Origin of the sequence: Flavobacterium soyae (assembly GCF_021245985.1) — a bacterium.
GTDB lineage: Bacteria > Bacteroidota > Bacteroidia > Flavobacteriales > Flavobacteriaceae > Flavobacterium > Flavobacterium soyae.
Genome location: NZ_JAJQXA010000001.1, coordinates 299,461 through 313,077, shown reverse-complemented (window position 1 = coordinate 313,077; position 13,617 = coordinate 299,461). Strand labels below are relative to the sequence as shown.

15 protein-coding genes are annotated in these 13,617 nt (G+C 33.5%); 1 reads left to right on the top strand and 14 read right to left on the bottom strand.

Annotated features, from left to right (window positions below):
- Positions 1-25: 25 nt before the first annotated feature.
- The 7 genes from LUU93_RS01320 to LUU93_RS01290 all read right to left on the bottom strand — a co-directional run bounded on the left by LUU93_RS01320 (position 26) and on the right by LUU93_RS01290 (position 4,864).
- Positions 26-583, bottom strand: coding sequence for a hypothetical protein (locus LUU93_RS01320; RefSeq protein ID WP_232677236.1), 558 nt, complete (start codon positions 581-583; stop codon positions 26-28).
- Between the two features lie 6 nt (positions 584-589).
- Positions 590-1,546 (bottom strand): geranylgeranylglycerol-phosphate geranylgeranyltransferase, encoded by a 957-nt coding sequence (locus LUU93_RS01315; RefSeq protein ID WP_232677225.1) that lies wholly within the window; start codon positions 1,544-1,546, stop codon positions 590-592.
- Positions 1,547-1,607: 61 nt separating this feature from the next.
- Positions 1,608-2,198 (bottom strand): DUF502 domain-containing protein, encoded by a 591-nt coding sequence (locus tag LUU93_RS01310; protein WP_232677223.1) that lies wholly within the window; start codon positions 2,196-2,198, stop codon positions 1,608-1,610.
- A gap of 65 nt (positions 2,199-2,263) precedes the next feature.
- The gene (locus tag LUU93_RS01305; RefSeq protein ID WP_232677203.1) at positions 2,264-3,202 is read right to left on the bottom strand and encodes a mevalonate kinase family protein; all 939 of its coding nucleotides are present in this window, start codon (positions 3,200-3,202) and stop codon (positions 2,264-2,266) included.
- A gap of 15 nt (positions 3,203-3,217) precedes the next feature.
- Positions 3,218-3,511, bottom strand: coding sequence for a type II toxin-antitoxin system RelE/ParE family toxin (locus tag LUU93_RS01300; RefSeq protein ID WP_232677185.1), 294 nt, complete (start codon positions 3,509-3,511; stop codon positions 3,218-3,220).
- The gene (locus LUU93_RS01295) at positions 3,511-3,729 is read right to left on the bottom strand and encodes a hypothetical protein (protein ID WP_232677182.1); all 219 of its coding nucleotides are present in this window, start codon (positions 3,727-3,729) and stop codon (positions 3,511-3,513) included. The genes LUU93_RS01300 and LUU93_RS01295 overlap by 1 nt, the downstream gene beginning before the upstream one ends.
- A gap of 31 nt (positions 3,730-3,760) precedes the next feature.
- Complete coding sequence (locus tag LUU93_RS01290; protein WP_232677179.1) at positions 3,761-4,864, bottom strand: diphosphomevalonate decarboxylase; 1,104 nt, start codon at positions 4,862-4,864, stop codon at positions 3,761-3,763.
- Between the two features lie 151 nt (positions 4,865-5,015).
- Between LUU93_RS01290 and LUU93_RS01285 the strand changes: the two genes are divergently transcribed.
- Positions 5,016-5,492, top strand: coding sequence for a TspO/MBR family protein (locus LUU93_RS01285; RefSeq protein WP_232677177.1), 477 nt, complete (start codon positions 5,016-5,018; stop codon positions 5,490-5,492).
- Positions 5,493-5,520: 28 nt separating this feature from the next.
- Here LUU93_RS01285 and LUU93_RS01280 read toward each other — a convergent pair whose 3' ends face one another.
- From LUU93_RS01280 to LUU93_RS01250, 7 genes are all read right to left on the bottom strand, one after another.
- The gene (locus tag LUU93_RS01280; RefSeq protein WP_232677174.1) at positions 5,521-6,186 is read right to left on the bottom strand and encodes an MBL fold metallo-hydrolase; all 666 of its coding nucleotides are present in this window, start codon (positions 6,184-6,186) and stop codon (positions 5,521-5,523) included.
- A 61-nt stretch (positions 6,187-6,247) separates the two neighbouring features.
- Positions 6,248-6,820 (bottom strand): Crp/Fnr family transcriptional regulator, encoded by a 573-nt coding sequence (locus LUU93_RS01275; protein WP_232677171.1) that lies wholly within the window; start codon positions 6,818-6,820, stop codon positions 6,248-6,250.
- A 1-nt stretch (position 6,821) separates the two neighbouring features.
- Positions 6,822-7,469 carry an HAD family hydrolase gene (locus tag LUU93_RS01270; RefSeq protein ID WP_232677169.1) on the bottom strand — a complete coding sequence of 216 codons (648 nt, stop codon included), beginning with the start codon at positions 7,467-7,469 and terminating at the stop codon, positions 6,822-6,824.
- A gap of 6 nt (positions 7,470-7,475) precedes the next feature.
- On the bottom strand, positions 7,476-8,684 hold the full coding sequence (locus LUU93_RS01265; RefSeq protein ID WP_232677167.1) for a BaiN/RdsA family NAD(P)/FAD-dependent oxidoreductase: 1,209 nt from the start codon (positions 8,682-8,684) through the stop codon (positions 7,476-7,478).
- A 226-nt stretch (positions 8,685-8,910) separates the two neighbouring features.
- On the bottom strand, positions 8,911-9,588 hold the full coding sequence (locus tag LUU93_RS01260) for a glycerophosphodiester phosphodiesterase (RefSeq protein ID WP_232677163.1): 678 nt from the start codon (positions 9,586-9,588) through the stop codon (positions 8,911-8,913).
- 190 nt (positions 9,589-9,778) lie between these two features.
- A complete protein-coding gene (locus tag LUU93_RS01255) occupies positions 9,779-11,440 on the bottom strand; it encodes an alpha-amylase family glycosyl hydrolase (protein WP_232677162.1) in 1,662 nt (553 codons plus the stop codon).
- A 218-nt stretch (positions 11,441-11,658) separates the two neighbouring features.
- Positions 11,659-13,524 carry a glycoside hydrolase family 13 protein gene (locus LUU93_RS01250; RefSeq protein ID WP_232677159.1) on the bottom strand — a complete coding sequence of 622 codons (1,866 nt, stop codon included), beginning with the start codon at positions 13,522-13,524 and terminating at the stop codon, positions 11,659-11,661.
- Between the last annotated feature and the right edge of the window lie 93 nt (positions 13,525-13,617).

Below are 13,617 nucleotides of genomic sequence, written 5' to 3'. Positions count from 1 at the left end.
TTGAAATTGATCTTTTTTAGATATTTTAATTAAAAGTTTTTTTTGCTTTATCTTTTACGGAATAAATTTCTAATGTGTAATTAGCAAATTCAGTTTTAAATTCCTCAATAGTTTTACAAAACATATTAGCCCCGGCTAATCCTTTCGGAGACATTCTGTTTTCTTCCAGAATATAACCATTATTCAGAAGGATGCAGCTCATTTGTGAATCATCAAATTCTTTTTCTTCTGGATTAATAAAATAATAAATATCTTCTATTGTTGTGTTGTAAATAACTTTTTGATATTTTTCTAAAATTGAAATCGCTTTTTTATTGACAAAAGTGTTTTCAAAATATTCATCTCCTGAAATTGGAAAGCAAATAATTCCATTTTGTTCTAGTCTTAAAAAAGCAGTGCTGGTATCTAGCCAATCGTTTGTTTCTTCGTGATCTAGATGAATTTTGATTTCTAAAATTTTATCACCAATTAATAAATTAATATCTTTTGGATTTTCATCAAATAAAAGAATATCTGAATTTTTGTTTTCAAAAGATTTTGATGTTTGTTTTGATTTTAAAAATGAAATTATTCTTCTTATCATTTCTTCTTAGAAATTAGAAATCAATTGACGTCCATGCCACAAAACACTTGGATTAATCAAAACAATGCAGAAAACTCCCGAAACAATCAAAAATTTCAATACGTTATGCAGTAATAAAAATTGCTCTTTAGAATTCGATCTCCATAAATAAAGCAAAAAGAAAAGCAAAACTAGAAAACACACATAAAAGTAAATATCCATATAACCAACATCATAAATATTCACCAAAATATAAACAGGAATTACCGTTAAAAACGTCAAAATCGTAATAATTTGTTTAGAAACCTTTTCGTTATATGTAATTGGAATAGTGTGATAATCATTAGCTAAATCGCCTTTCAGGTTCTCCAAATCCTTTATCATTTCCCGAATCAAAAGCAATAAAAACAAAAACATGGCGTGTGCAGAAATTACCGCAAAATGACTTCTGTGATTCTCAATTTCTTCAAAAGAAATAGAATTATAGAAATACAATAAAATCGCAAAAAACGGAATTACAGCCATAAAAGCAGCCGTTAAATTTCCCACAATTGGATACTTTTTTATTTTATGTGAGTAAAACCAAATCAGGAAAATATAAGCCGAAAAGAATAAAAAAGCGCGCCATGAAACAATCGAAGCCATTAAAACCGCTAAGAAATTCAAACTAAAATAAACCGTCAGTTTTGTTTTCTGACTCACCAATCGATCCAACATAGATTTATTAGGTCGATTGATTAAATCTTTCTGACTATCGTAAAAATTATTGATAATATAACCCGAAGCAATCGTAACCGCCGAAGCAAATACAATCAAAAACAAATAAAAATCCAGCAAGATATCCAACGCTCTTTTTTCTGGAGCCAGAATAAAAATTGCCGATAAATATTGTGCTAAAACAATAATAGGAATGTTGTAACCGCGTACCACAGAAAACAAACTAACAATTTTCATTACTAAAAGTTTGTGCTGTCTGCTTAACATAAATTATTGTGGTGTTGGATTAGATTAAGGGAAGTTAAAGGATATTTTTTAAACCTGAAATTTAGAGTCTGTTTTTTAACAATTCTTTAGAGCCATAACCTAGTTTTCGAATGCAGGCCAACGCTTCTTTTTGTGTTATATTAATTTCTTTAATGTCTTTTTTTTCTACAAAACAAACAGAACCACTCCACGGATTTGGCGCATTGGGAATAAAAACAGTAAAATTGTTTTCATTTATTTGTTCTATTAAAAAAGCAAATTGCCAGCCTGCATCTGTAGGAACTAAAATGACTTTTAAATCTTGTTTAGATTCAAGTCCCATAATATTTTCATTCATGTTTTTCATAAATGAATATCCGGGAACAAAACTTAAAATGCCATTTTCTAATTTTTGGATTATTTTTTTTGCACCGGCAGTTCTGGCTAGTAAACCCGCTGTAAAACAAATAAGAATTAAGATTATGGTTCCAACAAGTTCCTGAAGTGCAATTCCTAAAACGTGTACTCTTGGAAGGAAATTTACAAGCGGAAGTGTGATTTTTTGAATTATGCCGTATCCTTTTTCAAGAATAATAAGCAGTACGACTAAAGGTGCTAAAAATAGAATTCCTCCTAAAAAAGTTGCTTTGATTATTCTTAAAACACTTTTCATAATAAGTAACTTTTTAGGATTTAAAACTTATGAAAATATACTCAAATAACCTTAGTTTTTAAGAGTTAAAACTGATAAACTACTTCCAGTTTATAATCTTTTAATGAGGCTTTTGCACGTTCCAAGTCTTCAGTAAAGCCAAGGATATAACCACCTCCGCCAGAACCACAAAGTTTTAAGTAATAATCGTTTGTGTCAATTCCATTTTGCCATATTCCATGAAATTGTTCCGGAATCATTGGTTTAAAATTGTTTAAAACTACTTTTGAAAGTTTTTTAGTATTGGTAAACAAAGACTTCATGTCGCCATGTAAAAAGTTTTCTACACATGCGTCAGTATATTTTACGAATTGGTTTTTAAGCATAGTACGGAAACCTTTATCTTTTAGGTTTTCCATGAAAATGTTAACCATTGGAGCGGTTTCACCAACAATTCCAGAGTCTAATAAAAATACAGCACCTTTTCCGTCAAAACTCTGCGTCGGAATTCCGGTTGCTTCAATATTATCTTTAGAATTAATTAAAATCGGGATACTCAAATAGCTGTTTAACGGATCTAAACCAGAACTTTTTCCGTGGAAAAAACTCTCCATTTGAGAAAATATATTCTTTAACTGTAATAGTTTTTCACGTGTTAAATTCTCTAAAACCGTGATTTTATTATTTGCATATTTGTCATAAATAGCTGCCACAAGCGCGCCGCTGCTTCCAACTCCGTATCCTTGCGGGATACTTGAATCGAAATACATTCCGGTTTCGACATCATTTTTAAGAGCAGCTAAATCAAACGTAACCAATTCTGACTGCTGTGTCTGTAAGACTTCAAGATAAGAAGCAAAGCTTTTTAAGCTTTTGTTTGATACAATTGCTTCTGCCGAAGGCTCTTCAGACTTCTTTAAAGCACCATTATAAAAATTATAAGGAATAGAAAGTCCTTTAGAGTCGCGAATAATTCCGTATTCTCCAAAGAGTAATATTTTTGAGTAAAATAAGGGTCCTTTCATGATTTATTTTATGTCTTACTTAATTTTATTTGGGTTTTGCCTAGTGTCGAAAATATTATGAATTCTAATTTCATTTGCGCTAAAACTATACAATAAACTTGATTGTTTTGTTATAACACATTTTCGGTATTTCTTGTTTATGGATGATTTTGGAAAAATTTCTGGATTCATCACCATTATTGAAATTGCTTTTTCAAATTTGATAATAAACATCTTTTTTGATTTTTCAGACCATCTTGCTTCAATGAACATTAAAACTGAATCTAAATTTTTCTCCGCTGTTTTTGAAAAACTTACTTTAAGATTCATTATTTGTATTTTTTCATCACATCCTCATAGCTCGTAAATTCTCCTCTTTCAAATTCTAATTCACTTTGAGCTATATCCTCTTTTTGTTGATCAGTCAAATCGTCCCACCAATCTTTTTTATTTTTTCTAAGCAATTTCGCAACTGCCATAATGATTGAAGGATCATCAGTTTTTTTCAACATCTCCATCGCTTCGCGTTTTTCTAATTGAATATCCATAACCAAAAATTTAAACTAAAGATACGGAAAATTATAATGCAATCGCACCGTGTCCAATTTTGTCGCAAATGTATTGACTATTCTGACAAAATACAACTAATTTGTCCTGAATAAATTGTAATACTTTTTCGCTAACGTTTTCGGGATAAAGGACATGCACATTTGCTCCGGCATCAAGGGTAAAACATACTGGAATTTGGGTTTCTTGCCTAAATTTCCAGATCGCATTTATGATTTCCAGCGTGTTTGGTTTCATCAAAATAAAATATGGAATTGATGTCATCATCATTGCGTGTAAAGTCAATGCTTCACTTTCTACAACTTTAATGAATTCGTCTAAATTTCCGTTTTCAAAAATGGCAATTAATTTATCAAGATTTTCGTGTGCCTGAGCAAAACGTCTTTTGGCATAAGGATGATTGTGCATTAAATCATGTCCAACAGTACTCGAAACTTGTTTTTCACCTTTATCAACTAATAAAATTGTATCCTGATAATTTTTGAAATTCTCATGAATCGTATACGGAAATTCAACTCCAAATAAATCAGTGCTTCCTTGAATATTTGCCTGATTTCCCCAAACAACAACATTTCCTTTTACACTTCGGCAGGCACTTCCTGAACCTAAACGAGCCAAAAATGAAGCTTTTTGATAGAAATAATCCTCTGTCATTTCTGGGTTTAGTTTTCTTTCTAAACTCATAAAATTCATTGCCAAAGCAGCCATTCCAGAAGCCGAAGATGCAATTCCGGAACTGTGCGGAAATGTATTCTGTGTATCAATCGTAAAATGATAATCTTTTAAAAACGGCAGATAAACTTCAACTCTTTCTAAAAACTTCTGAATCTTTGGTTTAAAGTCTTCTTTTGGTTTTCCTTCAAAAAGTAAATCAAAAGAAAAGCCATCATTTGTCACATTGAGCGAAGTCGAAATGCTTTTCTTCGAAAACCCTAATTTCGTAATCGTTTTACAATTATTCAAAGTAAAACTTACTGAAGGATTTGCTGGAATTTGATTGTCTTTTTTCCCCCAATATTTAACTAATGCAATATTGCTGGGAGCGCTCCATTCAAAGTTTCCGTTTTCGATTGTTGAAGTATATTTATTTGGAATAAAATCAGCTGCTGTAAACATGAAATATAAATTTTGGCAAAGATAGTTTTTAAAATATTTCACCATATAAGTTATATAAGAAATTATAAGCAAGCTTTGCTAAAATGAACTTATATGACTTATATGGTTTCCAAATATCTTTTGACTATTTTTGGATACAAAATTTGATAAAATGAACAAGACGGTAAAAATCATTATAGCTTTAATTATTTGTTTAGCAGTAGGATATTCTGCAAGTGTGGTAACAAGACCGAGTGTAGAAAGCTGGTATCCAACAATTGCGAAACCTGTTTTTAATCCGCCAAATTGGATTTTTATGCCCGTTTGGACTACGCTTTATATTTTTATGGCCATTGCGGCAGCGCTGGTTTGGAATAAAATAAAAGAACAAACCGAAAAAGTAAAAACGGCACTTCTTTTCTTTTTGATTCAATTAACCTTAAATGCGATTTGGTCGTATTTATTCTTCGGATTAAAAAATCCGCTTTTAGCTTTAATAGAAATAATTCTTTTATGGCTGATGATTTACGAAACTTATTTAAAATTTACCAGAATAAATAAAATTTCAGGTTATTTATTGATTCCGTATTTAGCATGGGTTGGATTTGCAACGGTTTTAAATGCGAGTATTTGGTGGCTGAATAAATAGTTTTTGATTTCAGGTTTAAAAAACTAAATCAAAACCTTCTGACTAATTCCTTCAATTCACCTTTATCAAACAGAACAGAACCGTGACCAAAGCACAATATTTTGGGTTGTAATGAAGCCAATTTTAGAATGGATTTTCTATTGGTTTCTTGGTTTGAAGTAAATAAACGAGGTGGTTTGTGTAGCCCAACTTTTGTAGTCAGCAAATTCATATTGGTCATAGCATCACCGACAATTAATATGCCGTCTTTCTCTCTGAAAAACGACAAATGACCTCGTGAATGCCCTGGAGTTTCAACAACTGTAAATCCGCCGATTTTATCTCCTTCTTTTAAAGTTTGAGAAACCAAATGCCCTTTTCCAGCCCAGAAATTCTTCTGAAATTTTGAGATGACGTGATTCGGATTTGGATATTCTGTGGTTACATTTCCGTTTTCGGCGAATTCTTTTTCAGGTTCACTGCACAAAAGTGGAATGTTCAAAGTTTCACAGATTACTTTACTGCTTCCTTGATGATCTGCGTGTGCGTGTGTTAGTACGTGTTGGGTAATAGATTTGCCTTTTATTACTTTTAATATTTTATTGGCAGAAGTTCTAATTCCGGCATCAATTAAGACATCTTCAATCAAATAACAATTTATGGCATTTCTTGGAAATAACGGAATGTGGTAAACGTCTTTGGCGATATTCTTCATCTTTTTCAAATTTTATTTTGACAAAGATTTGAATTCCGTTTTTCAATCCACTTGATAAATGTTAAGAAATGTCCTGACGGATTCTGCTCAAGGATTCTGGAGTAATTCCGATAAAAGAAGCGATATAAATTAAAGGCGTGCGCTGAATTATTTTGGCTGGAGCCGAAGCTAAAAAAGTCTGGTATTTTTCTTTGGCAGGAATCATTTGAAGTTTTAGAATTCTGTCTGCCATACAAAGATAATTCTGCTCCGCTAAAATTCTCCCGACACGTTCCCAATTCGGGATTTCATTATATAGAAATTGCATTTTCTCAAAAGTAATCGAAAGCACTTCGCAATCTTCAATGCACTGAATATTTTCAAAAGAAGTAGATTGATTTATAAAGCTGGAATAGGAAGCAATAAAACCTTCATCACAACTTAAATAAGTGGTAATTTCTTTACCATCTTTTAAGTAATAAACCCGTGCTAAACCTTCAACAATAAAGAAAATCTTATTGCTGATTTTTCCCATAGACGAAAGATATTCTTTGGCATTAAACGTTTCATAGTCAAAACAAGAAGCAATTGTCCCGATTTCATTTTCAGAAAAAGAGGCAATTGCTGTGATTTGTTTTTGTAATGAAAGATGCATTTTATAAAATCTCAATTAATTCTGAAGCCTTATTGACAACCAATTTTGCACCGCTGTTTTTCAATTCTTCCTCAGTTCTGTAACCCCAAGTAACGCCAACCGGAAACATATTTGCGTTTACAGCCGTTTGCATATCGATATCAGAATCGCCGACAAAAAGGATTTCTTCGGGTTTTAAATTCCATTTCTTGCCAATTTCTAAGGCCTCAAACGGATTTGGTTTTTTAAGCGCTTCTGTGCTTAAACCAACTGTCGCATCGAAATGATTTGGGAATATTTCTGATGCTATTTTCTTCGTTAATTCATCGGCTTTGTTCGAGAAAACAGCCATTTTGATATTTTGTGAAGTCAGGTTTTCCAACAACTCAACAATTCCGTCATAAGGTTTTGTTTTCAACGTACAGATTTTAGTATATTCTTCAACCATACATTCAAAACAACTTTCGATTTCATCATCAGAACTGTTTGCAGCGGGTAAAGCTTTGCTAACTAGATTTCGTAAACCGCTCCCAATAAAATATTGATAAGTATCGTAAGTATGTGTGGGATAATTTAAAGCAGTAAGCACTTTATTCATTGCATCTGAGATATCATGTAATGAATCTACAAGCGTTCCGTCTAAATCGAAAATAATTCCTTTAAATTTCATTTTGTATTAAATATTTTGAGCCAGAATAAACCCGCTTGTCCAGGCATTCTGAAAATTAAATCCTCCTGTTATGGCATCAATATTGACAATTTCACCAGCAAAATAAAGGTTCTCGTGTATTTTGCTTTCCATTGTTTTAAAGTTGATTTCCTTCAAATCGATTCCGCCAGCTGTTACAAATTCCTCTTTAAAAGTGCTTTTTCCGTTGACTTTAAATTCGGCTTTTGTGAGTTGTGAAGTTAGGTTCTGCAATTGATTTTTAGATAGATCTGCCCATTTTGTTTCCGAATCAATTCCAGAAGCTAAAACTAAACTCTCCCATAAACGATTCGGAAAATCGAAAGGAGATTTTTTGGAAACCGCTTTTTTAGCGTGTTCTTGTTTTAAATCTTTTAGGATTTTTTCGGCGTCTTCAAAATCAACATCATTTAACCAATTCACAAAAATGGTAAACTGATAATTTTTGTCGTGCAGAATACGTGCGCCCCAAGCTGAAAGTTTTAAGATCGCTGGTCCGCTCATTCCCCAGTGCGTTATTAGTAAAGGTCCTGTCGATTCTAGTTTAGTGTCTTTTACATTAACCGTAACTTGCGCGGCAACACCTGGTAATTCTTTAATTCTGGAATCTTTGATATTGAAAGTAAATAGGGAAGGAACAGGGCTTACAATTGCGTGTCCGTGTTCCTGAAGCATTTGCCAGATTTTAGGATTACTTCCTGTTGCCATTACTAATTTTTCGGCAGCGAAATTGTCGCTTTGTGTATCAATTTTCCAGTGATTTTCTTTTTTGAAAATGGATTGTACACTTTGTCCTGTCAATACTTTTATGCCCAGTTTTTCGGTTGCTTTAAGGAAACAATCAATAATCGTTTGTGATGAATTTGAAACCGGAAACATTCTTCCGTCTTCTTCGATTTTTAATTCTACACCGTGTTTTTCGAACCATTCAATTGTGTCTCCAGAACAAAATTGATGAAAAGGCCCTCGAAGTTCTTTTTCGCCACGAGGATAAAATTTTACTAATTCGTTTGGCTCAAAACAAGCGTGCGTAACGTTGCATCGTCCGCCGCCAGAAACGCGGACTTTAGAAAGGACTTCTTTTCCTCTTTCTAAAATGGCAATTTTCAGTTTTGGATTTTTCTCTGCAATATTAATCGCGGTAAAAAAACCTGCAGCGCCTCCGCCAACGATGATTATGTCGAAATTTTTGATCATATTTTTATCTTTTTGCCACGACTCGAGCGATAGCGAACTGGCGTAGCAATTACACGAATTGGCACTAATTTTTTTCTTGCCACAGATTACACAGATTAAAAGGATTTTTTCTTTCGCCACGAATTTCACTAATTTCCACGAATTATTTTAGGATGATAAATTTGTGTCAATTCGTGAAATTCGTGGCAAACAAATATGTGTTAATCTGTGCAATCTGTGGCTATACTTATATTTTGTCTGGATTATCAGAGATAATTCCGTTTACGTTATAACTTATTACTTTTTGAATGTCTTTTTCTGAGTTTACTGTCCATGGCAAAACTAAGAATCCTTTTTCCTGAATTTGTCGAACATTTTCTTCATTCAATAAATTAAAATCAGGATGAATGGCTTTTGCTTTTATTTTTTCGGCGAAAGCCAAAGCGGTATCAAGATTTTCTTCTGTTAAAACACCAATTGGAATATTCGGATTTAGGTTTGATGTTTCCTCCAACATATTCCAATCAAAACTTGAAATGATAAAATGCTCGTATTTCCAGTCTTTTTCTAAGATATATTCTTCAATTAATGGAATAACTTTAGAGGCAGTTCCTAAACCTTTTAATTCGATATTGATGAAACATTTTTTGTCAACCAAATCAAAAACCTCGTTTAAAGTTGGAATTTGGTATTTTTCCTCAATTAAAAATGATTTCAATTCAGCTAAAGTAAAATCATTTACAAGACCTTTTCCATTGGTGGTTCTGTCTATGGTTTCGTCATGAATTACGATTATACTTTCATCTGAACTTAGATGAACATCAAGTTCAATGCCGTCTGAATTTATGTCTAGGGCTTTTTGGAAAGCTTGTAAAGTATTTTCAGGTTCGTAGGCTTTGGCGCCTCGATGTGCAATTTTGAGCATTTTGCAGTGTTTTTTTCTAACCGCAAAGGTCGCAAAGTTTTACGCAAAGGTCGCAAGGATTATAAAAAAAGTTAGCCACAGATTACACAGATTAACGCAGATTTTTAAAAATCCTTTTAATCCTAATAATCTGTGGCTAAAAAACTTTGTGAACCTTGCGATTTTTCCTTGCGATCTTTGCCGTTAAATTTTAAAGCATTTCCAGTAAAACAATGTCAAAATCATTGTCAATAATCACTTTTCCATCAACAACTTCAACTTCTTGATTTGAATAAGCATCTTTTAGTTTTGTTCCGTTTGGGAAGACATCGCCAACGGGAAGTTCTTTTTTGCCTTTTGGTAAATCTACTCCCATAACCACTTTATCTGTAAAAGAGCCTTTTGTAAATGTTCTGGAAAAAGTATAAGGATACGGATTAATGAGTTTATGAACTCCAGCTCCAACCGCAGGATGATTTCTTCTAAACTGTCCTAATTTCTGCCAATGCAAAAGTGTTTTCTGAGTTTCAGGATTGTTCTGAATGTCATCCCAATTCATATTTGAACGTAGAGTTGCATCACCTTGAGTCCCTTCAAAAACTAAAGAACGATTAGATTCGTCGCCGTAATAAACCTGAGACATTCCCGGCGAAAGTAATAATTTGGTTCCCGTTTCAATACCTTTTACTCGATTGGCATCAAAAGGCTGTCCGTCGTCGTGTGAAGACATATAGTTTAAAACCGAATAACCCTTTAGATCATTGTTCAAAGCATTCGAATATTTCGAAAATAAACCTTCATAATCGTTTTGAGCAGCATTCCATTTAAATTCAAAGTTGATCATGCTGTTGAAACCATTCTGAAAATAATTGACTTTTCTATCTCCAAAATCATAATCCTGTCCGCCACTTATTCCGTAACCGTAAACTTCGGCAATGGTATAAAATGGGTTTTGATCTAAAACTTCCAACGGATGATGTTTTTTCCAAGTTTCAAAAGCGTAATCACATTCTTTTTTGAAATCGGCCCAAACCTTTTCGTCGGTATGTTTTACGGTGTCGCCTCTGTAGCCATCAACGCCAAATTCTAAAATATAATCGGTAAGCCATTTTATGATGTAATATTTCGGAGTTCTTGGGTAACCTGTTCTTTTAAAAAATTCGTCTAACGAAGCAATTTCTTTTTCATAACGTCCTTCTTTTTTCCATTTTTCAACTAAAAAAGGAGGGAGCGCTACTTCTTGATTACTTTCAGTTCTAACATCCGGAAGATTGTCAACCAAAGTACACATGGTTGTATTTTCGAAAGATTTATAATCGCAGACAACACCGGTTCTAACCCAGTCTGAAGGCCAAACTGGATCTTCTGGAGTTACTGGCCCAGTATGATTGATAACTCCGTCAAGAACTATTCTGATACCTCTTTCGTGTGCTTTTTTTACCAGATTTGCTAAGTCTTCTTTTGTTCCGAAGTTCGGATCAAGAGCTGTCCAGTCTTTTGCCCAATAGCCATGAAAGCCATAACTCAATCCAGTTCCTTCGTCAACGCCATCGTGAATCTGTTCTACAATCGGCGTAAGCCAAATGGCATTGATTCCTAATTTTTCAAAATAACCTGATTCGATTTTTTTAGTTATTCCGATAATGTCACCGCCTTCAAATCCGCGTAATTTTCCGGGAGTTTTGGTTCGGTTGAAATTGATGTCGTTTGAAGGATTTCCATTGTAAAAACGATCTGTAAGTAAAAAATAAACATTTGCTCCTTCCCAAACGAAAGGTGTTTTCGAAGTATTATTCATTGTAACTGATTTTGAGCCAGAACAACTCATTGTTAAGTATACTAAAGATAAAAAAAGGGAAGTGTATTTTTTCATTATTTAAGAGTTTTTTAGATAAACATCATGTTGAAAAAAATAGCCACAGATTACACAGATTAAAATGATTTTTTTCTTTTGCCACGAATTACACGAATCTCCACGAATTAATTTATCATATTTAAATTTGTGAAAATTAGTGAAATTCGTGGCAAACAAATCTGTGCTAATCTTTATAATCTGTGGCAAAAAGATCCTGCGAACTTCGCGGTTAAGCTTTATTCCAATTCTAAAACCAAAGCTGATTTTGGTTCCAATGTGATTTCAGAAGCTAAATCGAATGTTTTTCCTGAAATAACATCTTTTCCTGATTTGTAGTTTTTGATGCTTTCTTTGAAGCGGTTTGTTTTTACAACCTGTTCTTTTGCGTTGTTATTAAAAACTACCATAACCGTTTTAGCATCTGTATATCTAAAATATACATAAGTGTTGTTCTCAGGAATATAATGCGTCATTTTTCCGAAATGAACCGCTTCGTTTGTTTTTCTCCAGTTGAATAATTTTGAAGAGAAATCAAAGAAAGCAGCTTGTTCTGCCGTTCGGCCTTCTTTTGTAAAGGCGTTGTTTTTGTCGCCAGCCCATCCGCCTGGGAAATCCTGACGAATATCGGCATCTCCGCCTTTGCCTTTATCACCGCCCATTCCAATTTCTGAACCGTAATAGATTTGCGGAATTCCGCGAACGGTTGCCAACAAAGTCATCGCCAGTTTATATTTTGGCAAATCATATTTGAACTTTTCGTTCATACGATCTGTGTCATGATTTTCAGAAAAAACCAAAATATTATTGGTATTTGGATATAAAAAATCCATGGCAAAATTGTTGTAGAATTTAATAAGTCCATTGTCCCAGCTTGGCTCATTTTCGTTGAAAGCAGAAGTAATTTGGCTTTGAAGCGTAAAATCCATTACACTTGGAAGGTTTGAATTGTAATTTTCGATCGCACCAATTTTACTGTCTTTTTGCCAAAAAGCTAAATTTGCCTGATTGTGCATCCAGATTTCGCCCACAATATTAAAGTTTGGATACTCATCTGTAATAGATTTTGCCCAATTTGCCATGGCGGTTTTATCCGAATAGTTATAAGTGTCTACTCTGAATCCGTCAAGATTAGCGAATTCAATCCACCAGATTGCGTTTTGAGTTAAGTATTTTGCAACTAAAGGATTTCTTAAATTCAAATCTGGCATCGAAGGTACAAACCATCCATCAACACAAACTTCCTGATCTATTTTTGAGGCGTGAATATCTGTAATTACTTCACGACGGTGATGTGTTTGTGTAAAAGTTTCGAATTGATTGAACCATGTTTTGGTTGGAATATCCTTCATCATCCAGTGTGTAATTCCCCAGTGATTGGTTACATAATCCATAACCAGTTTCATGTTCTTTTTATGCATTTCTGCCGATAAACGAGCATAATCTTCGTTTGTTCCATAACGCGGATCAATTTTATAAACATCAGATTGCCCGTAAGTATGATACGAATGCTGTTTGTCATTGTCTTCGCATAAAGGCGTGCTCCAAATTGTAGTTGCACCAAGTGACGAAATATAATCTAGGTTTTTGATGATTCCTTCGATATCTCCGCCGTGACGTCCGCTTGGATCTTGACGGTTTCCTTTTTCAGTTAAAGAAACATCGCTGTCGTTTTTCGGATTTCCGTTAGCAAAACGATCTGGCATGATTAGGTAAATTAAATCAGAGGCATCGTAACTCTTTCTGTCCGCAGAATTGGCTCTTCTTTCTTTAAGAACATATTTTTGTTTAAAGGCAACTTTATTATTGTTTTTAAAAGAGAAAATCAATTCAGAAGCTTTTACATCTTTTGTATCAATAGTTACGAAAAGGTAGTTTGGATTTTCTGTTTTTTCTACATTTTTAATCACAACATTATTAGATACAGAAGCTTCGTATTGTGTAATATTTTTTCCGTAGAACATAATCTGCAGTTCCGAATTTTTCATTCCTGCGTACCAAAACGGTGGTTCTACTTTTTGGATTTGCGCTTTCGCGGAAGCGGAAAACAACAAAATAAACAACAGGATTAGTTTATAGATAAGTGATGTTTTTTGGTTTTTCATAGTTTGTATTTTTTCGATTTCCTGCAAGGTTTTTAAAACCTTGTAGGTATCAATGAGTAGAAGAGAAGTTATAAAAAACCTACAAGGTTTTGG

What these genes read in the sequence shown, in the direction of transcription:
- LUU93_RS01320 (WP_232677236.1), bottom strand. Translation starts at nt 583, where the DNA reads ATGATAAGAAGAATAATTTCATTTTTAAAATCAAAACAAACATCAAAA.
- LUU93_RS01315 (WP_232677225.1), bottom strand. Translation starts at nt 1,546, where the DNA reads ATGTTAAGCAGACAGCACAAACTTTTAGTAATGAAAATTGTTAGTTTG.
- LUU93_RS01310 (WP_232677223.1), bottom strand. Translation starts at nt 2,198, where the DNA reads ATGAAAAGTGTTTTAAGAATAATCAAAGCAACTTTTTTAGGAGGAATT.
- LUU93_RS01305 (WP_232677203.1), bottom strand. Translation starts at nt 3,202, where the DNA reads ATGAAAGGACCCTTATTTTACTCAAAAATATTACTCTTTGGAGAATAC.
- LUU93_RS01300 (WP_232677185.1), bottom strand. Translation starts at nt 3,511, where the DNA reads ATGAATCTTAAAGTAAGTTTTTCAAAAACAGCGGAGAAAAATTTAGAT.
- LUU93_RS01295 (WP_232677182.1), bottom strand. Translation starts at nt 3,729, where the DNA reads ATGGATATTCAATTAGAAAAACGCGAAGCGATGGAGATGTTGAAAAAA.
- LUU93_RS01290 (WP_232677179.1), bottom strand. Translation starts at nt 4,864, where the DNA reads ATGTTTACAGCAGCTGATTTTATTCCAAATAAATATACTTCAACAATC.
- LUU93_RS01285 (WP_232677177.1), top strand. Translation starts at nt 5,016, where the DNA reads ATGAACAAGACGGTAAAAATCATTATAGCTTTAATTATTTGTTTAGCA.
- LUU93_RS01280 (WP_232677174.1), bottom strand. Translation starts at nt 6,186, where the DNA reads ATGAAGAATATCGCCAAAGACGTTTACCACATTCCGTTATTTCCAAGA.
- LUU93_RS01275 (WP_232677171.1), bottom strand. Translation starts at nt 6,820, where the DNA reads ATGCATCTTTCATTACAAAAACAAATCACAGCAATTGCCTCTTTTTCT.
- LUU93_RS01270 (WP_232677169.1), bottom strand. Translation starts at nt 7,469, where the DNA reads ATGAAATTTAAAGGAATTATTTTCGATTTAGACGGAACGCTTGTAGAT.
- LUU93_RS01265 (WP_232677167.1), bottom strand. Translation starts at nt 8,684, where the DNA reads ATGATCAAAAATTTCGACATAATCATCGTTGGCGGAGGCGCTGCAGGT.
- LUU93_RS01260 (WP_232677163.1), bottom strand. Translation starts at nt 9,588, where the DNA reads ATGCTCAAAATTGCACATCGAGGCGCCAAAGCCTACGAACCTGAAAAT.
- LUU93_RS01255 (WP_232677162.1), bottom strand. Translation starts at nt 11,440, where the DNA reads ATGAAAAAATACACTTCCCTTTTTTTATCTTTAGTATACTTAACAATG.
- LUU93_RS01250 (WP_232677159.1), bottom strand. Translation starts at nt 13,524, where the DNA reads ATGAAAAACCAAAAAACATCACTTATCTATAAACTAATCCTGTTGTTT.